At 62.3% G+C, this 19,272-nt stretch carries 16 protein-coding genes and 4 tRNA genes; 16 read left to right on the forward strand and 4 right to left on the reverse strand.

What is annotated here, in order from left to right; genetic code table 11:
• Positions 1 to 2: 2 nt before the first annotated feature.
• From M1D87_RS09270 to M1D87_RS09280, 3 genes are all read right to left on the reverse strand, one after another.
• Positions 3 to 482, reverse strand: a complete 480-nt coding sequence (locus tag M1D87_RS09270) for an Lrp/AsnC family transcriptional regulator (RefSeq protein WP_039614298.1) — start codon at positions 480 to 482, stop codon at positions 3 to 5.
• A gap of 77 nt (positions 483 to 559) precedes the next feature.
• On the reverse strand, positions 560 to 1,624 hold the full coding sequence (locus M1D87_RS09275; RefSeq protein ID WP_421091757.1) for an ornithine cyclodeaminase: 1,065 nt from the start codon (positions 1,622 to 1,624) through the stop codon (positions 560 to 562).
• Positions 1,625 to 2,072: 448 nt separating this feature from the next.
• Positions 2,073 to 3,821: a sigma-54-dependent Fis family transcriptional regulator gene (locus M1D87_RS09280; protein ID WP_371034782.1), complete on the reverse strand. Its 1,749-nt coding sequence runs from the start codon at positions 3,819 to 3,821 to the stop codon at positions 2,073 to 2,075.
• Positions 3,822 to 4,045: 224 nt separating this feature from the next.
• Here M1D87_RS09280 and M1D87_RS09285 point away from each other — a divergent pair, with 224 nt between their 5' ends.
• From M1D87_RS09285 to M1D87_RS09310, 6 genes are read left to right on the forward strand one after another with little or no spacing between them, the layout of a single operon-like run.
• The gene (locus tag M1D87_RS09285) at positions 4,046 to 5,140 is read left to right on the forward strand and encodes an ABC transporter ATP-binding protein (protein ID WP_015269689.1); all 1,095 of its coding nucleotides are present in this window, start codon (positions 4,046 to 4,048) and stop codon (positions 5,138 to 5,140) included.
• The gene (locus M1D87_RS09290; RefSeq protein WP_232881007.1) at positions 5,140 to 6,249 is read left to right on the forward strand and encodes an ABC transporter ATP-binding protein; all 1,110 of its coding nucleotides are present in this window, start codon (positions 5,140 to 5,142) and stop codon (positions 6,247 to 6,249) included. The genes M1D87_RS09285 and M1D87_RS09290 overlap by 1 nt, the downstream gene beginning before the upstream one ends.
• Complete coding sequence (locus M1D87_RS09295) at positions 6,246 to 7,109, forward strand: carbohydrate ABC transporter permease (RefSeq protein ID WP_039614302.1); 864 nt, start codon at positions 6,246 to 6,248, stop codon at positions 7,107 to 7,109. Before M1D87_RS09290 ends, M1D87_RS09295 begins: the two co-directional genes overlap by 4 nt.
• Before the next feature lie 3 nt (positions 7,110 to 7,112).
• Positions 7,113 to 7,913 carry a carbohydrate ABC transporter permease gene (locus M1D87_RS09300; RefSeq protein ID WP_013971876.1) on the forward strand — a complete coding sequence of 267 codons (801 nt, stop codon included), beginning with the start codon at positions 7,113 to 7,115 and terminating at the stop codon, positions 7,911 to 7,913.
• Positions 7,914 to 7,925: 12 nt separating this feature from the next.
• Entirely contained in the window at positions 7,926 to 8,198 is a 273-nt protein-coding gene (locus tag M1D87_RS09305; RefSeq protein WP_061302758.1) for a DUF2160 domain-containing protein, read from the forward strand.
• Positions 8,199 to 8,237: 39 nt separating this feature from the next.
• Positions 8,238 to 9,977: an ABC transporter substrate-binding protein gene (locus tag M1D87_RS09310; protein ID WP_232881009.1), complete on the forward strand. Its 1,740-nt coding sequence runs from the start codon at positions 8,238 to 8,240 to the stop codon at positions 9,975 to 9,977.
• Positions 9,978 to 10,163: 186 nt separating this feature from the next.
• Here M1D87_RS09310 and folD read toward each other — a convergent pair whose 3' ends face one another.
• Entirely contained in the window at positions 10,164 to 11,018 is an 855-nt protein-coding gene (gene folD / locus M1D87_RS09315; protein ID WP_013971879.1) for a bifunctional methylenetetrahydrofolate dehydrogenase/methenyltetrahydrofolate cyclohydrolase FolD, read from the reverse strand.
• 272 nt (positions 11,019 to 11,290) lie between these two features.
• Between folD and M1D87_RS09320 the strand changes: the two genes are divergently transcribed.
• From M1D87_RS09320 to M1D87_RS09365, 10 genes are all read left to right on the forward strand, one after another.
• Positions 11,291 to 11,367, forward strand: a tRNA-Arg gene (locus M1D87_RS09320).
• Positions 11,368 to 11,409: 42 nt separating this feature from the next.
• Positions 11,410 to 11,485, forward strand: a tRNA-His gene (locus M1D87_RS09325).
• Positions 11,486 to 11,537: 52 nt separating this feature from the next.
• Positions 11,538 to 11,622, forward strand: a tRNA-Leu gene (locus M1D87_RS09330).
• Positions 11,623 to 11,666: 44 nt separating this feature from the next.
• A tRNA-His gene (locus M1D87_RS09335) sits at positions 11,667 to 11,742 on the forward strand.
• 461 nt (positions 11,743 to 12,203) lie between these two features.
• The gene (locus M1D87_RS09340) at positions 12,204 to 12,503 is read left to right on the forward strand and encodes a DUF6388 family protein (RefSeq protein WP_123085831.1); all 300 of its coding nucleotides are present in this window, start codon (positions 12,204 to 12,206) and stop codon (positions 12,501 to 12,503) included.
• A 247-nt stretch (positions 12,504 to 12,750) separates the two neighbouring features.
• Entirely contained in the window at positions 12,751 to 14,064 is a 1,314-nt protein-coding gene (gene tig, locus M1D87_RS09345; RefSeq protein WP_024086620.1) for a trigger factor, read from the forward strand.
• 91 nt (positions 14,065 to 14,155) lie between these two features.
• Positions 14,156 to 14,797 (forward strand): ATP-dependent Clp endopeptidase proteolytic subunit ClpP, encoded by a 642-nt coding sequence (gene clpP / locus M1D87_RS09350; RefSeq protein WP_003259400.1) that lies wholly within the window; start codon positions 14,156 to 14,158, stop codon positions 14,795 to 14,797.
• A 108-nt stretch (positions 14,798 to 14,905) separates the two neighbouring features.
• Positions 14,906 to 16,189 (forward strand): ATP-dependent Clp protease ATP-binding subunit ClpX, encoded by a 1,284-nt coding sequence (gene clpX / locus M1D87_RS09355; protein ID WP_013971882.1) that lies wholly within the window; start codon positions 14,906 to 14,908, stop codon positions 16,187 to 16,189.
• Between the two features lie 163 nt (positions 16,190 to 16,352).
• Positions 16,353 to 18,749, forward strand: a complete 2,397-nt coding sequence (gene lon, locus M1D87_RS09360; protein WP_123085832.1) for an endopeptidase La — start codon at positions 16,353 to 16,355, stop codon at positions 18,747 to 18,749.
• A 152-nt stretch (positions 18,750 to 18,901) separates the two neighbouring features.
• Positions 18,902 to 19,174, forward strand: coding sequence for an HU family DNA-binding protein (locus tag M1D87_RS09365; RefSeq protein WP_003259401.1), 273 nt, complete (start codon positions 18,902 to 18,904; stop codon positions 19,172 to 19,174).
• Positions 19,175 to 19,272 lie beyond the last annotated feature (98 nt).

Consider the following 19,272-nt stretch of genomic DNA (forward strand, 5'->3'; position numbering starts at 1 on the left):
CATCAGCGGGCCATTGGCTTGACCTCGGCCAGCACCGGGTGCGCCACCAGCTTGTCGATGTGCAGGGCGTCGTCGTTCATCCAGCTTTCGCTGAGCAGCCGGTAGTGTTCCATGTCGCGGCAGCGCAGGCGCAGGCTGTAGTCGAAGTGGCCGCTGATCAGCTGGCACTCGTGCACTTCCGGGCAGTTGCGCAGGTTGGCTTCGAAGGCCTTCTGCGCGGCCCGCCCGCTTTGGTTGGACAGGGCGACCAGCACCAGCAGCGACACCCCGGGCGCGACCTTCTGCAGGTCGATGATCGCCCCGTAGCCGCGGATCACGCCACGGCGCTCCAGCTTGCGTACACGCTCCAGGCAGGGGCGCGGGGTGAGGTGGACGAGGCTGGAGAGTTTTTCGAAAGTGATGCGGCCGTCATGGCGCAGGATGTCGATGATCGCTTCGTCGATGCGGTCGAGGGGGTGGGCGTTGGCGTCCTTGGTGTCCATGCGCTTGGGCTTCTTTCAGAAGAGGGCATGGGACAGGTTAGGCGGTAAAGGGGGACGCTGCGCGGCCCCAGCATCTATCAGGCGCAGACAGAACCAGCCTTGGGCACCGCCCGCAACTCCACCACCTGCGGCTGCAACAGCCCATACAAATCCTTCGGATCTTCCAACACTGGCACCAGCCCGATGTCCGTGCCGATACCCAGTGCCTGCGCTGTGTCCAGCACATAGCGCAATGCCGAGTAATCCTCCAGGGCAAACCCTACCGAGTCGAACAGCGTCACCTGTTCGGTGCGCTCACGCCCCTTGGCTTCCCCGGCGACCACACGCCAGAACTCGGTCACTGGCGAGTCTGCAGGCATCTGCTGGATCTCGCCTTCCACCCGGCTTTGCGGTTCGTACTCGACGATCACCCGGGCCCGCTCGACAATCGCCCGATGCAGCTCGGTCTTGCCCGGGCAGTCACCACCCACGGCATTCAGGTGCATGCCCGGCTCGATCATCTCCGGGGTGAGGATGGTGGCGCAAGCCTTGTCGGCGGTTACCGTGGTGACGATATCGGCCCCGCGCACCGCTTCGGCCACGGAGCTGGCGATGCTCAGCTTGAGGCCGGGGCGGTTGGCCAGGTTGGCGACCAGCTTGGCCGAGGCAGCCGGGTCGATGTCATACAGGCGGATTTCATCGATGCCCAGCAGGGCATTGAAGGCGATGGCCTGGAACTCGCTCTGCGAGCCATTGCCGATCAATGCCATGCTGCGGCTGTCTTCGCGCGCCAGGTAGCGGGCGGCCAGGGCCGAGGTGGCGGCGGTGCGAATGGCGGTGGTCAGGGTCATTTCGCTGAGCAGCAACGGTGCACCGGTATCGACGCTGGCCAGGGCGCCAAAGGCCATCACCGTGAGCAGGCCATGGCGAGTGTTCTTCGGATGGCCGTTGACGTACTTGAAGGCGTAGCGGCTGGCGTCCGAGATTGGCATCAGCTCGATCACGCCGTCCGCTGAATGGTTGGCCACCCGGGCGCATTTTTCGAAGGCGGGCCAGCGCAGGTAGTCCTGGCGGATGTACTCGGCCATTTCCAGCAGGCACGTGGGCAGGCCTTTGCGGTTGACCAGGCGGGCCAGGTCTTGCACATCGATATAGCGGGTCATTAGGGGTCTCCCTGCGGTCGACGCTTCCAGAGTGGGCTCTGGTTTCATTGTGCGGCGGGTGGGGAGGCAAAGCTGGCTGTAATGGGCTGTGGCGGCAGCGGCTTTGGCTGATTTCGCTGCGCTGGCAGCCGAATCGGCTGTGGCTGGGCCGGCCCTATCGCCGGCAAGCCGGCTCCCACAGGGATATCACAGGCCTTGAGAGCGGCGCTGTAGGAGATAGCCCAGCCCTTTGGGCCTCGCTGTCGCACAGATAACTGAATTCGCAAGCGATCCTCGTACCCTGTGGGAGCGGCTTTAGCCGCGAAGCATCCAACGCGGTGCATGGCACCGGCTGCGCCGGTGTTCGCGGCTAAAGCCGCTCCCACAGGGTCCCTGCTAATTCAATGAGTTATGTGCAGTTCTATGAGAGCTGGCTTGCCGGCGATGAGGCCAGTACAGGCCAGGGCAATCATCGCTCACGCAGCCGCTTGTACAGCGTGGTGCGGCTGATCCCGAGCCCGCGCGCCACCGCCGAGAGGTTGCCATTGGCTTGTTCCACCAGCTCGCGCAGGTCCGCCTCTTCGGGCGCAATCGGCACAGGCACCTGCGCCTCGGCGAGAAAACCCGCAGGCAGGTGTTCCAGGCCAACCGGATCATTACCCGCCAAGGCCAGCGCCACCTGCAGCACACTCACCAGTTCACGCATGTTCCCTGGCCAGGGGTGCCGGTCAAGCAGCTCGATAACGGCCGCAGGCAGCCGCGCAGGCTGCCCGGGGTCACGGTAGCGCGCATGCACCTGCTCGATCAGCTGCCGGCGGTCATTGCGCTCGCGCAGCGGCGGCAACACCACCGCCAGCCCGGCGATGCGGTAATACAAGTCCTGGCGAAAGCGCCCGGCGCGCACTTCTTCGGCCAGGTCGCGGTTGCTCGCCGACACCACGCGAATATCCACCGCCACCGGTTCGCCGCTGCCCAATGGCTGGATGCTGCGCGTCTGCAGCACGCGCAGCAGGCGGGCCTGGGTGGGCAATGGCATGTCGCCGATTTCGTCGAGGAACAGGATGCCGTGGTGGGCCTTGCGAATTAGCCCCGGGTTGCCCTTCTGATGGGCGCCGGTGAACGCGCCCTTGTCGTAGCCGAACAGTTCCGACTCCACCAGCTCGGCCGGGATCGCCGCGCAGTTGACGGCTATGAGCGGCTGGCTGGCGCGGCTGCTGGCCCGGTGCAGGGTATCGACGAATACCTCCTTGCCTACGCCGGTTTCGCCCTGCACCAGGACCGGGATGTCCTTTTCCAGCAGCAGGCCGGCCTGCGCCAGGGCTTTCTCCAGGCGTGGCTCGGCGCTGATGGCGGCAGGGCGGGCGGGGGCCCCGCGCGGCGGCTGCCACTGGCAATGGAAGCGGTTGCGCCCGGTGGCTTGCAGAGCAAAGGGCTGTTGCCGGGGATGGCTGAGCAGTTGTTGCAGGGGCAACTGGAACAGTTGCTCGATGTTCTGCTGCAGCGGGTTGCCCCCGAGCAGGGTGTCGGCCCGGTGATTGGCGGCCAGCACCTGCCCCTGCTCATCGAACACCAGCAGGCCGGCCCAGGGGCTGTCGAGGTTGTCGGAGGCGCTGTTGAAGATCAATTGCGCATGCTGGTCGGCATGCTCGGCGAGGATCAGGCGGTTCTCCAGGCTCTGACCCATCATGCGTACCAGGCCCAAGGTCTGGCTGGCGGGCAGGTAGCCGTCGCTGGCCACATCGAGCACCCCGACCAGCTGCCGTTCGGCGTCGAACAGTGGCGCGGCGGCGCTGGACATATAGCGGTTCTGGCGCAGGAAGTGCTCGTCCTGGCCCACGTGGATCGCCTCGGCGCAGACCAGCGCGGTGCCCAGCGCATTGGTGCCGACACCGCGCTCGTGCCAGTGGGCCCCGGCGCTGAAACCATGCTGCTGGCGCGGCTCGATGAACCGCCGCGAGCCCCAGCTGTCGAGCAGGCAGCCGCTGGCATCGGCCAGCATCACCAGGTAGCTGGCATTGCCCAGCAGGTGGGCATATTGCGGCAGCACCGCTTCGCGGGTCAGGCGCAGCAGGGCCTGGCGCTGCTCCAGCAGGGCGCTCAGCTCGGCGCGGGTCAGGCAGTCGAAGTCCGGGGCGTGCTGGGGTTGCAGGCCGTGGTCGCGGCAGCGGGCCCAGGAGGCCTGGATCAGTTGGGCATGGGGCGAAGCGGATGCGGCCATGGGCCTGTCCTGTGTGATTGTTGTCATGGGGCCGACCGCTGTTCAGTGTCGTGCACGGTTGTTCAATGTCAAACCGGCAAGTGTTCAGTTGTTCAGTGCTTGTGTTCAGTTGTGAACCTGCGATTGGCCGGTGTTGCCGGCCAGGCCCCGGGCCAGACGGTTGCGGCGCATCTGGCACGAAACTGGCTGTGCCCGGCAGACAAAAACCACAAGAAGGCCACGCCATGTCCCTGGTGCTGGAACAGGTCAGCCGCAGCGTCGACAACCAAGCCTGGATCGTCGATGCCTCACTGCGTTTCGAACCCGGCTCGTTCAACGTGCTGCTGGGCCGCACCCTGGCCGGCAAGACCAGCCTGATGCGCCTGATGGCCGGGCTCGATCGCCCGGACCGGGGGCGGGTGCTGATGGATGGCCAGGACGTGACTGGCGTGCCGGTGCGCCAACGCAATGTGTCGATGGTGTATCAGCAGTTCATCAATTACCCGACCCTCAGCGTGTACGAGAACATTGCGTCACCGCTGCGCCAGGCACGCATGGACGAGCCCCAGATTCGCCGACGGGTGCAGGAAACCGCCGAGATGCTGCGCATTGAAGCCTACCTGCAGCGCCTGCCGCTGGAGCTGTCCGGTGGCCAGCAGCAACGCACGGCAATGGCTCGGGCGCTGGTCAAGGATGCTTCGCTGATCCTGTTCGACGAGCCACTGGTCAACCTCGACTACAAGCTGCGCGAGGGCTTGCGTCAGGAGCTGCGCGAGCTGTTCGCGGCGCGCCACTGCATTGCCGTGTATGCCACCACCGAGCCCAACGAGGCGCTGGCTCTGGGCGGCACCACCACCCTGGTGCATGAGGGCCGTATCGTCCAGAGCGGGCCTACCGCCGAGGTCTACCAGCGCCCGGGCAGCGTGCTGGCTGCCGAGCTGTTTTCCGAGCCGCCGATCAACCTGGTGCCTGGCCGTATCAGCGGCAACGACGTGAGCCTGGCCCAGGCCGTGCACTTTGCCCGCAATGCCGACTTGCAGCCGCTTGCCGAGGGTGACTACCGCTTTGGCGTGCGGCCCAGCCACATCAGCCTGGTGCCGGCGCACGACGACGACCTGGAATTGTCGGTGCTGGTGGAACTCGCCGAGATCAGTGGTTCAGAGACCTTCCTGCATGTACGCAACGAACACTGGCGCATGATCCTGCACCTGCCAGGGGTACACGAATACCAGGTGGACACGCCGATCCGCGTGTTCATCCCCACCCACAAGCTGTTCGTGTTCGACAGTACCGGGGCGCTGGTGCAGGCCCCGGGGCTGCGCCAGGCAAGGAGAGGTTGATGGCCGAGATCCGCCTGCGCCAACTGGCGCACAGCTACAGCCGCCAGCCCGCCAGCGAGGCGGACTATGCCCTGCATGCGCTGGAGCATGTGTGGGAGCAGGGTGGTGCCTACGCATTGCTCGGGCCGTCGGGCTGCGGCAAGTCGACCTTGCTCAACATCATCTCCGGGCTGCTGACTCCTTCCCACGGTGAGGTGCTGTTCGACGGCAAGCCGGTTAACCAGCTGTCACCGCAGGCGCGCAACATTGCCCAGGTGTTCCAGTTCCCGGTGGTTTACGACACCATGACGGTGTTCGACAACCTGGCGTTTCCCTTGCGCAACCAAGGGTTGGACGAAGCCCGGGTGCAGGCCCGGGTGGAAGAGATTGCCGAGGTGCTCGACCTGTCGGCCGTGCTGCGCAAGAAGGCGCGCAACCTCAGTGCCGACGAAAAGCAGAAGGTCTCCATGGGACGGGGGCTGGTGCGCGATGACGTGTCGGCGATCCTGTTCGACGAGCCGCTGACGGTGATCGACCCGCACCTGAAGTGGAAGCTGCGGCGCAAGCTCAAGCAGATCCACGAGCAGTTCAACATCACCATGATCTACGTCACCCATGACCAGCTGGAGGCCTCGACGTTCGCCGACAAGATCGCGGTGATGCACGGCGGGCGCATCGTCCAGTTCGGTACCCCGCGCGAACTGTTCGAGCGGCCGCGGCATACCTTCGTCGGTTACTTCATCGGCAGCCCGGGGATGAACCTGATCGAGGTGCGCGCCGAAGCGGACGGGGTGGCGTTCGGCGATATTCACCTGGTGCTGCCCGGGCAAATGCGAGAGCACCTGCGAGAGCGCCTGGCGGCCACAGGCGGTGGGCGCCTGCAGCTGGGCATCCGCCCGGAATTCGTGCAGCTGTGGGACAGCCCGTTCGATGATGCCTACCCGGCACGGGTGCTGGACGTCGAGGACCTGGGCACCTACCGCATCGTCACCCTCGAACTGGGCGGTGTCGCGCTCAAGGCACGCCTGGGCGAGGACCGCCCGTTGCCGGTGGCCCAGGCCTGGATCAGCCTGCCGGCGCAGTGGCTGATGCTGTACCTCGACGATGTGCTGCTGGAGGCCGGGCCATGAACAAGGTGCCGAACAACAAGGCCTGGTGGCTGGTGCTGCCGGTGTTCCTGCTGGTGGCATTCAGTGCGGTGGTGCCGATGATGACGGTGGTCAACTACTCGGTGCAGGACATCTTCGACCAGTCCAACCGCTACTTCGTCGGCGCCGACTGGTACCGTCAGGTGCTGCGCGACCCGGCGCTGCACGATGCGCTGCTGCGTCAGTTCATCTATTCCGCCTGCGTGCTACTGATCGAAATCCCGCTGGGTATCGCCATTGCCCTGACCATGCCGACCAAGGGGCGCATGGCGTCGGTGTGCCTGATCGTCATGGCCATCCCGCTGCTGATCCCATGGAATGTGGTCGGCACCATCTGGCAGATTTTCGGCCGCGCCGACATCGGCCTGCTCGGCGCCACACTGGCCAGGCTCGGGGTCAGCTACAACTACGCCGGCGACCCGTTCGACGCCTGGCTGACCGTGCTGGTGATGGACGTGTGGCACTGGACATCGCTGGTGGCGTTGCTCTGTTACTCGGGGCTGCGCGCCATCCCCGACGTGTACTACCAGGCCGCTCGCATCGACCGCGCCTCGGGCTGGGCGGTGTTTCGCCATATCCAGTTGCCCAAGCTGAAGAACGTGCTGCTGATCGCGGTGATGCTGCGCTTCATGGACAGCTTCATGATCTACACCGAGCCCTTCGTGCTGACCGGTGGCGGGCCCGGCAACGCCACCACCTTCCTCAGCCAGACCCTCACGCGCATGGCCGTGGGGCAGTTCGACCTGGGCCCGGCGGCGGCGTTCTCGCTGGTGTACTTCCTGATCATCCTGCTGGTTTCCTGGCTGTTCTACACAGCCATGACCCATGCCGACAAGGACTAGGCCATGAGCACGCGCAAATCGCTGGCCCTGCTGCTGTACTTCTTCTTCCTGCTGGTGCCGATCTACTGGCTGCTGAACATGTCGTTCAAGAGCAACACCGAGATCCTCGGCGGCCTGACCCTGTGGCCACAGGCGTTCACCCTCGACAACTACCGGGTGATCTTCACCGATGCCAGCTGGTACAGCGGCTACATCAATTCGCTCTACTACGTGTGCCTGAACACGCTGATTTCGCTGCTGGTGGCGCTGCCGGCGGCATATGCCTTCTCGCGTTACCGCTTCCTCGGTGACCGGCACCTGTTCTTCTGGCTGCTGACCAACCGCATGGCGCCACCGGCGGTGTTCCTGCTGCCGTTCTTCCAGCTGTATTCGTCGATCGGCCTGTTCGATACCCATATCGCCGTGGCCCTGGCCCACTGCCTGTTCAACGTGCCGCTGGCAGTGTGGATCCTCGAGGGGTTCATGTCTGGTGTGCCGAAGGAGATCGACGAAACGGCCTATATCGACGGCTACAGCTTCCCACGCTTCTTCGTGAAGATCTTCATTCCGCTGATTGGCTCCGGCATCGGCGTGACGGCGTTTTTCTGTTTCATGTTCTCCTGGGTGGAGTTGCTGCTGGCGCGCACCCTCACCTCGGTGAATGCCAAGCCGATCGCCGCGGTGATGACCCGTACCGTGTCGGCCTCGGGCATAGATTGGGGGGTACTGGCGGCGGCGGGGGTACTGACCATCTTGCCGGGCATGCTGGTGATCTGGTTCGTGCGCAACCATGTGGCCAAGGGCTTCGCCCTGGGCCGAGTGTGAGGAGGGCAAGGCATGGAGTGGATGGCCTGGACCTTGCCGACGGCGCTGTTCTTCTCCGCCGTTGGTGTGCTGCTGTTGGGCATGACCCTGCTCGAACTGCGCCGCCCCTGCGTGGAGCGACGCGGCTTCCTGCCGCTGGTCACCAGCCGTGGCGACCGTTTGTTCATCGGCCTGCTGGCCAGCGCCTACCTGCATTTGCTGGTGGTTGGCGTCAGCGAGTGGCCATTGTGGGTGGCCTCGCTGCTGTCGCTGGCGTGGCTGGTGGTGGTGCTGCGCTGGGGCTGAGCGAGCGGCCCTGTGGGATAACTGAAACGGGAGATCACAATGTTCGACAACAAGTACAACAGGCGACATTTGACCCTGGCCGCGTTGCTGGTACTGGCCAGCGTGCAGGGCACAGCCTGGGCCGACCAGTACGAGGATGCGGCAAGGAAGTGGCTCGGCAGTGAGTTCAAGCCTTCGACCCTTACCCCTGAACAGCAGTTGGCCGAGTTGAAGTGGTTCATCAAGGCTGCCGAACCGTTCCGTGGCATGAAGATCAACGTGGTGTCGGAAACCATCACCACCCATGAATACGAGTCCAAGGTGCTGGCCAAGGCCTTCAGCGAGATCACCGGTATACAGCTGACCCACGACCTGCTGCAGGAAGGCGACGTGGTGGAAAAGCTGCAGACACAGATGCAGTCGGACAAGAACATCTATGACGGCTGGGTCAACGACTCCGACCTGATCGGTACGCACTTTCGCTACGGCAAGGTGGAATCGATCACCGACCTGATGGCCAACGAAGGCAAGGACTACACTTCGCCGACCCTGGACCTGAAGGACTTCATCGGCATTTCCTTCACCACCGCGCCGGATGGCAAGGTCTACCAACTGCCGGACCAGCAGTTCGCCAACCTCTACTGGTTCCGTGCCGACTGGTTCGAGCGGCCCGAACTGAAGGCCAGGTTCAAGGAAAAATACGGCTACGAACTTGGTGTGCCGGTGAACTGGTCAGCCTACGAGGACATTGCCAGGTTCTTTACCGAAGACGTCAAGGAAATCGACGGTAAACGCGTCTATGGCCATATGGACTACGGCAAGAAAGACCCGTCACTGGGCTGGCGCTTCACCGATGCCTGGTTCTCCATGGCGGGTGGCGGCGACAAAGGTTTGCCCAATGGTCTGCCGGTGGACGAATGGGGCATTCGCGTGGAGGACTGCCACCCGGTGGGGTCCAGCGTGACCCGTGGCGGCGACACCAACGGCCCGGCCGCCGTGTATGCCACGCAGAAATACGTGGACTGGATGCGTGCCTATGCGCCCAAGGAAGCCCAGGGCATGACCTTCTCCGAAGCCGGCCCGGTGCCGGCCCAGGGCAACATCGCCCAGCAGATCTTCTGGTACACCGCGTTTACCGCCGACATGACCAAACCCGGTTTGCCGGTGGTGAATGCCGACGGCACGCCGAAGTGGCGCATGGCGCCTTCGCCGAAGGGGCCGTACTGGGAGGAGGGGATGAAGCTGGGCTACCAGGACACCGGTTCGTGGACCTTCTTCAAGTCCACTCCCGAGAAGCAACGCCTGGCTGCGTGGCTGTACGCCCAGTTCGTCACCTCCAAGACCGTGTCGCTGAAAAAGACCATCGTCGGCCTCACGCCGATTCGCGAATCGGACATCAACTCCCAGGCCATGACCGAGCTGGCGCCCAAGCTGGGCGGGCTGGTGGAGTTCTACCGCAGCCCGGCACGGGTACAGTGGACACCGACCGGCACCAACGTGCCGGACTACCCGCGGTTGGCGCAGTTGTGGTGGAGCCACATCGCCGAAGTGGCCAGTGGCGAGAAGACCCCGCAGGAAGCGCTGGACGGCCTGGCCCGCGACCAGGACCGGATGATGGAGCGCTTGCAGCGGTCCAACGCCCAGGCCACCTGTGCACCGAAGCTGAACCCGGAGAGGGACGCCCAATACTGGTTCGACCAGCCTGGGGCGCCGAAACCGAAACTGGCCAACGAAAAGCCCAAGGGCGAGACGGTCAGCTACAACGAACTGCTGAAGTCGTGGGAGGCGGCCAGGAAGTGATCGGCTGAGTAACGCGCCGGCTTCTTCGCGGGTAAACCCGCTCCCACAGAGATATCGCCATCTTCTGGGACAGCGCGCAACCTGTGGGAGCGGGTTCACCCGCGAAGAGGCCGGTGAAGCCAATGCATTGATCACGGGCAAAAAAAACGGCACCTGCCAGAGGTGCCGTTTTCATATAACGCGGTATTACTTGTGCAGCTCTTCAGCCGCATACAGCGTGTTCTCCAGCAGGCATGCGCGGGTCATCGGCCCGACGCCGCCCGGCACCGGCGTGATCCAGCCGGCGCGCGGCAGGGCGGTCTCGTAGACCACGTCGCCGACCAGCTTGCCGTCTTCCTGGCGGTTGATGCCCACGTCGATAACGATGGCACCTTCCTTGATCCATTCACCCTTGACCAGGCCAGGCTTGCCGGCGGCCACTACCACCAGGTCGGCGCGGCCGACATGGCCGGCGAGGTCCTTGGTGAAGCGGTGGCAGACGGTCACGGTGCAGCCGGCCAGCAGCAGCTCCATGGCCATCGGGCGACCAACGATGTTGGACGCGCCGACGATGACCGCGTTCATGCCGTACAGGTCCTGGCCGGTGCTTTCCAGCAGGGTCATGATGCCCTTCGGTGTGCACGGGCGCAGCAGCGGGATGCGCTGGGCCAGACGACCGATGTTGTACGGGTGGAAGCCATCCACGTCCTTGTCCGGGCGGATGCGCTCGAGCAGCAGCGAGGCGTCCAGGTGCGCTGGCAGCGGCAACTGCAGCAGGATACCGTCGACGGCCGGATCGTCATTGAGGCGGTCGATCAGCTCGGTCAGGGCCTGCTGCGTGGTTTCGCTGGGCAGGTCGAACGCCTGCGAAATGAAGCCGACCTCTTCGCAGTCCTTGCGCTTGTGCGAGACATAGACTTGGGAGGCGGGGTCGGTGCCGACCAGGATCACCGCCAGGCCCGGCGTACGCAGGCCTTGCTGGCGACGCTCCACGACACGTTGAGCGATCTGCTGGCGCAGGCTGGCGGCGATCGCCTTGCCATCGATTAGGTGTGCAGTCATAGACGCGTGATTAACCATCGAGAAGGAAACAATTAAAGAGGGCGCATTCTCGCACGACATGGGCCAAGGGCAAAGGCGGGTGGTCGGGCAAATCCCCTAAGCCCTTAAATAATTTAAATTTTTTTGAGAAAGGTGTTGACGACTTTCAGGCTCGCCTATAAGATTCGCCGCACTTGTCGGGCACAGCCTAGCACTGGTTGGCGAAGTCGGGCAGAATGAGTGGTTTAGCAGTTAGCTGTTAAAGGTCTCGTTCGGTTAGGCTTCAAGCTTAAGCGCCCGTAGCTCAGCTGGATAGAGCATCCGCCTTCTAAGCGGATGGTCGCAGGTTCGAGTCCTGCCGGGTGCGCCATTTAGGCAGCTTTGGCAAGCAAGTAGGCTGTAATGCAATATGGTGGGCGTAGCTCAGTTGGTAGAGCGCTGGATTGTGATTCCAGTTGTCGTGGGTTCGATTCCCATCGTCCACCCCATATTCTTCAAGGGCGCCTCGATAGCATCTGGCGCCTTTGTTTTAAGCGTTACGCGGACGTGGTGAAATTGGTAGACACACTGGATTTAGGTTCCAGCGGCGCAAGCTGTAAGAGTTCGAGTCTCTTCGTCCGCACCATGCTTCTGTAAGGTTGTACCGCAACATCGCAAGACTGCAATATGGTGGGCGTAGCTCAGTTGGTAGAGCGCTGGATTGTGATTCCAGTTGTCGTGGGTTCGATTCCCATCGTCCACCCCATATTTCTTCGAAGGCGCCTTGATCGTGAGATCGGGCGCCTTTTTGTTTTTGCGCTGGGTGTATGGCTTGAGGGTTCTGGCGCCTGTGAGACCGAGCGCCGCCCGCGCGGCGCTTCGCAGCACAAGGCTGCTCCTACATTTGTCTCGGGCCAGTCACGCCTGTGCCAATGCACGCGACCGCCCTGTTTGCCCGAAACGATATCAAGGTGAACGCCAAGGGGTGCGCGCCACCGCCACCGCCTCAGGATTAACTGGCCCGATACAAATGTAGGAGCAGCCTTGTGCTGCGAAGCGCCGCGCGGGCGGCGCTCGGTCTCCCGGGCGCTGAAAATGCGATGGCGAACTCCCTCTCGGTCAAATCGCATCCCAGCCCTTGCAATCCTCTGGTGACGCCCCAATAAAAGCTGTTAGATTTCAGCCGGTTGAAACGCCGGCCCATTTGGCCGGCAGAGGAACAACCCGATGATTGCAAAAGAAGCCCGTCAGGCACTGGCGCTACAGCGCTTTGCCGAGGCCAACCCGCAGCTGCTCGAAGAGATCCGTGAGCTGGATGCGCGCGAGCAGGCCCAGCAGATCGAGTGGGCGTTCGAGGATGCGGCCGAGGAGCAGGGTATCCAGCCTTGGGAGTTGGCCCTGCAACTGATCGCCGAAACCCCCGAGCAACTGCAGGCCATGCGCCTGGAGACGCACCGTGAGGTGGCCGAGGCGCTGGGGATGGAGTGGGAGGAGTACTGCCAGTTCAACGAAATCGAACCTGACTAAAGGAAGCGAATTCGTTGGTGGCAGTTGTTTGACAAGGTATTTCGGCTGCAGGTCGCCTGGTGGCGTCGTGCGGCCCCATTGAAGCAGGCCCGGCGCTATGTCGTGCGGGCCGTGAAAGTTAATCGACCGGCGTGGTTTCCCGTCGTCCCGAGTGGGGTGACTTCTGCTGCGCGACTCACTAGAATGCTTGCCCTTGATTCTGGAGTCGGGCTAACGCCGGCTAACGTCTGTGCAACGAGGAATATCCATGCAAGTTTCTGTTGAAAACACTTCCGCTCTCGAGCGTCGCATGACCATCGCCGTTCCGGCCGAGCGCGTCGAGAACGAAGTCAACAAGCGTCTGCAACAGACTGCCAAGCGCGCCAAGGTTGCCGGCTTCCGCCCAGGCAAAGTGCCGATGAGCGTGATTCGTCAGCGTTTCGAAGCCGATGCCCGTCAAGAGGCGTTCGGTGACCTCGTCCAGGCTTCCTTTTACGAAGCCATCGTCGAGCAGAAGCTGAACCCGGCTGGCGCCCCTGCGGTAGAGCCGAAGTCCTTCGAAAAGGGCAAGGACCTGGAGTTCGTCGCCATCTTCGAAGTGTTCCCGGAGTTCACCGTTGGCGGCCTCGAGTCGATCAACGTCGAGCGCCTGAGCGCCGAAGTGGCTGATGCCGACCTGGACAACATGCTGGAAGTGCTGCGCAAGCAGAACACCCGCTTCGAGGCCGTCGAGCGCGCCGCGCAGAACGACGACCAGGTCAACATCGACTTCGTCGGCAAGGTCGACGGTGAAGTGTTCGCCGGTGGTTCGGCCAAGGGCACCCAGCTGGTACTGGGCTCCGGCCGCATGATCCCAGGCTTCGAAGACGGCCTGGTTGGCGCCAAGGCTGGCGAAGAGCGCGTTGTGAACGTGACCTTCCCAGAGGACTACCAGAACCTGGACCTGGCTGGCAAAGCCGCCGAGTTCACCATCACCGTCAACAGCGTTGCCGCTCCTGTGCTGCCAGAGCTGAACGAAGAGTTCTTCGCCCAGTTCGGCATCAAGGAATCGACCCTGGAAGGCTTCCGCACCGAAGTTCGCAAGAACATGGAGCGTGAACTGCGCCAGGCCATCAAGGCCAAGGTGAAGAACCAGGTCATGGACGGTCTGCTGGCTGCCAACCCGATCGAAGTGCCGAAAGCCCTGCTGGAAAACGAAGTCAACCGTCTGCGCGTGCAGGCTGTTCAGCAGTTCGGTGGCAACATCAAGCCTGAGCAACTGCCGGCCGAGCTGTTCGAAGAACAAGCCAAGCGCCGTGTGGTCCTGGGCCTGATCGTGGCCGAAGTGGTCAAGCAGTTCGAGCTGAAGCCGGACGAAGGCAAGGTTCGCGAAATGATCGAAGAAATGGCTTCGGCTTACCAAGAGCCTGAGCAGGTCATCGCCTGGTACTACAAGAACGACCAGCAACTGAACGAAGTCCGTTCGGTTGTGCTGGAAGAACAAGTTGTAGATACTGTTCTGCAGAAAGCGACTGTGACCGACAAGTCGGTCTCGTACGAAGATGCCGTTAAACCAGCACAGGCTCCAGCCGCCGCTGAGTAACAGGCTTCTCTCGTAGGAAACCCCCACAAGCCAGCCTTCGAGCTGGCTTGTGCGTATTCAAGCCATGACTATTTGGGAGTGAGCGCAGGACATGTCCCGCAATTCTTATATTCAGCAGAGCTCTGACATCCAGGCCGCAGGCGGTCTGGTCCCGATGGTTATCGAGCAGTCCGCCCGTGGCGAACGCGCTTACGACATCTACTCGCGCCTGTTGAAGGAGCGTGTGATCTTCCTGGTTGGCCCGGTAGAGGACTACATGGCCAACCTCGTCGTTGCGCAACTGCTGTTCCTTGAAGCGGAAAACCCGGACAAGGATATCCATCTGTACATCAACTCGCCGGGCGGTTCCGTCACCGCCGGCATGTCGATCTACGACACCATGCAGTTCATCAAGCCGGACGTCTCGACCATCTGCATCGGCCAGGCCTGCAGCATGGGCGCCTTCCTGCTGGCTGCTGGTGCCAAGGGCAAGCGTCACTGCCTGCCTAACTCGCGCGTGATGATCCACCAGCCGCTGGGCGGCTTCCAGGGTCAGGCCACCGATATCGAGATCCACGCCCAGGAAATCCTCAATATCAAGGCCCGCCTGAACGAGCTGCTGGCCTACCACACCGGCCAGGATCTCGAGACCATCAAGCGCGACACTGAACGTGACAACTTCATGAGCGCCTCGCGCGCGGCCGAGTACGGCCTGATCGACTCGGTCTACGACAAGCGGCAACTGGCCTCCTGAACCGGGGTGCCAGAGCAGGTAGGCGCGGAAAGCGCCTACCTGCGGACTTGAAAAAGCCCGCAATTGCCTTCATCTTGTGTTGCAAGCCTACCGGATTGGATCGATCGAATGACTGACACCCGTAACGGCGAGGACAGCGGCAAATTGCTTTATTGCTCCTTCTGCGGCAAAAGCCAGCACGAAGTGCGCAAACTGATTGCCGGGCCCTCGGTATTTATCTGCGACGAGTGCGTCGACCTGTGCAACGACATCATCCGTGAGGAGGTGCAGGAAGCCCAGGCCGAGAGCAGCGCGCACAAATTGCCTTCGCCGAAAGAAATCAGCGGTATCCTGGACCAGTACGTCATTGGTCAGGAACGCGCGAAGAAGGTGCTTGCCGTAGCGGTGTACAACCACTACAAGCGCTTGAACCAGCGTGACAAGAAGGGTGACGAAGTCGAACTCGGCAAGAGCAACATCCTGCTCATCGGGCCAACCGGCTCGGGCAAGACCCTGCTCGCCGAAACCCTTGCACGCCTGTTGAACGTACCGTTCACCATTGCTGACGCCACCACCCTGACCGAAGCCGGTTACGTGGGTGAGGACGTCGAGAACATCATCCAGAAGCTGTTGCAGAAGTGCGACTACGACGTGGAAAAGGCCCAGATGGGCATCGTCTACATCGACGAGATCGACAAGATTTCGCGCAAGTCGGACAACCCGTCCATTACCCGTGACGTATCGGGCGAGGGCGTGCAGCAGGCACTGCTGAAGCTGATCGAAGGCACCGTGGCCTCGGTTCCGCCGCAAGGCGGCCGCAAACACCCGCAACAGGAATTCCTGCAGGTCGATACCCGCAACATCCTGTTCATCTGCGGTGGTGCCTTCTCGGGCCTGGAAAAGGTCATCCAGAACCGCTCCACCAAGGGTGGCATCGGTTTTGGCGCCGAAGTACGCAGCAAGGAAGAGGGCAAGAAGGTTGGCGAGTCCCTGCGTGAGGTCGAGCCGGACGATCTGGTCAAGTTTGGCCTGATCCCGGAATTCGTCGGCCGCCTGCCGGTGCTGGCAACCCTCGACGAGCTGGACGAGGCCGCGCTGATGCAGATCCTCACCGAGCCGAAGAACGCCCTGACCAAGCAGTATGCCAAGCTGTTCGAGATGGAAAACGTCGACCTCGAGTTCCGCAGCGATGCGCTCAAGGCCGTGGCGCGCAAGGCCCTGGAGCGCAAGACCGGCGCCCGTGGCCTGCGTTCGATCCTCGAAGGCGTGTTGCTCGACACCATGTACGAGATTCCTTCGAAGAAGGATGTCAGCAAGGTGGTGATCGACGAGAGCGTCATCGATGGCACTTCGCAGCCGCTGATGATCTACGAAAACAGCGAGCCGCAAGCCAAGGCCGCGCCGGACGCCTGATCCAGGTAATGGCCGGTTGATGGTTGCAAGCAAGAAGGGGCCTACGGGCCCCTTTCTGCTTTTCCTGCGCTAGCGCTTGTAATTTCCCAAGCCTGCCCCCACATTAGGTCCAAGCATCATTTCCACCGGTTTCCGGCCATAAGGCCGCTGTAGAGGCGAAATCATGAAGACCACCCTCGACTTGCCTCTTTTGCCATTGCGCGATGTCGTTGTTTACCCGCACATGGTCATCCCGCTGTTCGTGGGGCGCGAAAAATCCATTGAAGCCCTTGAGGCGGCGATGACGGGCGAAAAGCAGATTCTTCTGCTGGCCCAGAAAAACCCGGCCGACGATGACCCGGGCGAGGATGCACTGTACCGCGTAGGTACCGTTGCCACCGTGCTGCAATTGCTGAAACTGCCCGATGGCACCGTCAAGGTGCTGGTCGAGGGCGAGCAACGCGGCGCCGTGGAGCGTTTCAGTGAAGTGGAAGGGCACATCCGTGCCGAAGTTTCCCTGATCGACGAAGCCGACGCCGCCGAGCGCGAGTCGGAAGTGTTCGTGCGCACGCTGCTTTCGCAGTTCGAGCAATACGTGCAACTGGGCAAGAAAGTCCCAGCCGAAGTGCTGTCGTCGCTGAACAGCATCGAAGAGCCAGGGCGCCTGGTCGATACCATGGCCGCACACATGGCCCTGAAGATCGAGCAGAAACAGGAAATTCTCGAAATCGTCGACCTGCCGACCCGTGTCGAGCACGTACTGGCGCTGCTGGATGCCGAAATCGACCTGCTGCAGGTCGAAAAGCGCATTCGCGGTCGGGTCAAGAAGCAGATGGAGCGCAGCCAGCGCGAGTACTACCTGAATGAGCAGATGAAGGCCATTCAGAAGGAACTCGGTGATGGCGACGAAGGCCACAACGAAGTCGAAGAGCTGAAAAAGCGCATCGAAGCCGCTGGCCTGCCCAAGGACGCACTGGCCAAGGCCCAGGCCGAGCTGAACAAGCTCAAGCAGATGTCGCCGATGTCGGCCGAGGCCACCGTGGTCCGGTCGTACCTCGACTGGCTGGTGCAGGTGCCGTGGAAGGCCCAGAGCAAGGTGCGCCTGGACCTGGGCAAGGCCGAGGAAATCCTCGATGCCGACCACTACGGCCTGGAAGAGGTCAAGGAACGCATCCTCGAGTACCTTGCCGTGCAAAAGCGCGTCAAGAAGATCCGCGGCCCGGTACTGTGCCTGGTCGGCCCACCCGGCGTCGGCAAGACCTCGCTGGCTGAGTCGATCGCCGCTGCCACCAACCGCAAGTTCGTGCGCATGGCCCTGGGTGGTGTGCGTGACGAGGCCGAGATCCGTGGTCACCGCCGAACCTACATCGGTTCCATGCCTGGCCGCCTGATCCAGAAGATGACCAAGGTGGGGGTGCGCAACCCGCTGTTCCTGCTGGACGAAATCGACAAGATGGGCAGCGACATGCGTGGCGACCCGGCCTCGGCACTGCTCGAAGTGCTCGACCCGGAGCAGAACCACAACTTCAACGACCACTACCTGGAGGTCGACTACGACCTCTCGGACGTGATGTTCCTGTGCACCTCGAACTCGATGAACATCCCGCCGGCGCTGCTCGACCGGATGGAAGTCATCCGCCTGCCGGGCTACACCGAGGACGAGAAGATCAACATCGCGGTCAAGTACCTGGTGCCCAAGCAGGTCAAGGCCAACGGCTTGAAGAAGGACGAGCTGGAAGTCGATGTCTCGGCGATCCGCGACATCATCCGCTTCTACACCCGCGAAGCCGGTGTGCGCGGCCTGGAGCGGCAAATCGCCAAAGTCTGCCGCAAGGTGGTCAAGGAACATACCGGGCAGAAGCAGGTCAAGGTCAAGGTAGCCAGCGAGCAGCTGGAGCACCTGCTGGGCGTGCGCAAGTTCCGCTACGGCCTGGCCGAGCAGCAGGACCAGATCGGCCAGGTTACCGGCCTGGCCTGGACCCAGGTGGGCGGCGAACTGCTGACCATCGAAGCCGTGGTCATTCCCGGCAAGGGCCAGCTGATCAAGACCGGCTCGCTGGGCGACGTCATGGTTGAGTCGATCACCGCCGCGCAGACCGTGGTGCGCAGCCGTGCCCGCAGCCTGGGTATCGCCGCCGACTTCCACGAGAAGCACGACGTGCATATCCACATGCCTGAAGGCGCCACGCCGAAGGATGGCCCAAGTGCTGGTATCGGCATGTGCACCGCGCTGGTGTCGGCGCTGACGCAGATTCCGGTACGTGCCGATGTTGCCATGACCGGTGAAATTACCCTGCGTGGCCAGGTGCTGGCCATTGGCGGGTTGAAGGAAAAATTGCTGGCGGCACACCGTGGCGGGATCAAGACGGTGATCATTCCCGAGGAGAATGTTCGCGATCTGAAGGAGATTCCGGAAAATATCAAACAGGATCTGCAGATCAAACCAGTCAAATGGATTGACGAAGTCCTGCAAATTGCGCTGCAATACGCCCCGGAGCCCTTGCCAGATGTGGCTCCGGAGATTGTCGCGAAAGATGAAAAGCGCGACGGCGATGCCAAGGAAAGAATTAGCACGCACTAGTAGTTTTTGGCTGGGGGGCTTTCCTTGACAGTTTTTTCGGGGCCTTGCTATAAAGCGGCACGCTATTGTCATCAGGCCACCCAGCGCAGGTTTCATAAGCTTTTCATTACATACTTAGAAACAAACTCAATAGAGAAATAAGGGGACTTAGAGTGAACAAGTCGGAACTGATTGACGCTATCGCCGCATCTGCTGACATCCCGAAAGCTGTAGCCGGCCGTGCGCTGGACGCAGTCATCGAATCCGTCACCGGCGCCCTGAAGCAAGGTGACGATGTGGTACTGGTTGGCTTCGGTACCTTCTCGGTCAAGGAGCGTGCAGAGCGCACCGGCCGCAACCCGCAAACCGGTAACGCGATCAAGATCGCTGCCGCCAAGGTTCCAGGCTTCAAGGCTGGCAAAGGCCTGAAAGACGCCGTCAACTAAGTCGTCTCTTTCAGCCGGACCGGGCTTGGCCAGGTCCGAGCACGGTGATGGCGGGGCGCAAACGTTCCCGCCTGACACGTTTGCTAAGAAAAGGCGCA

This window comes from Pseudomonas sp. SA233 (genome assembly GCF_054792385.1).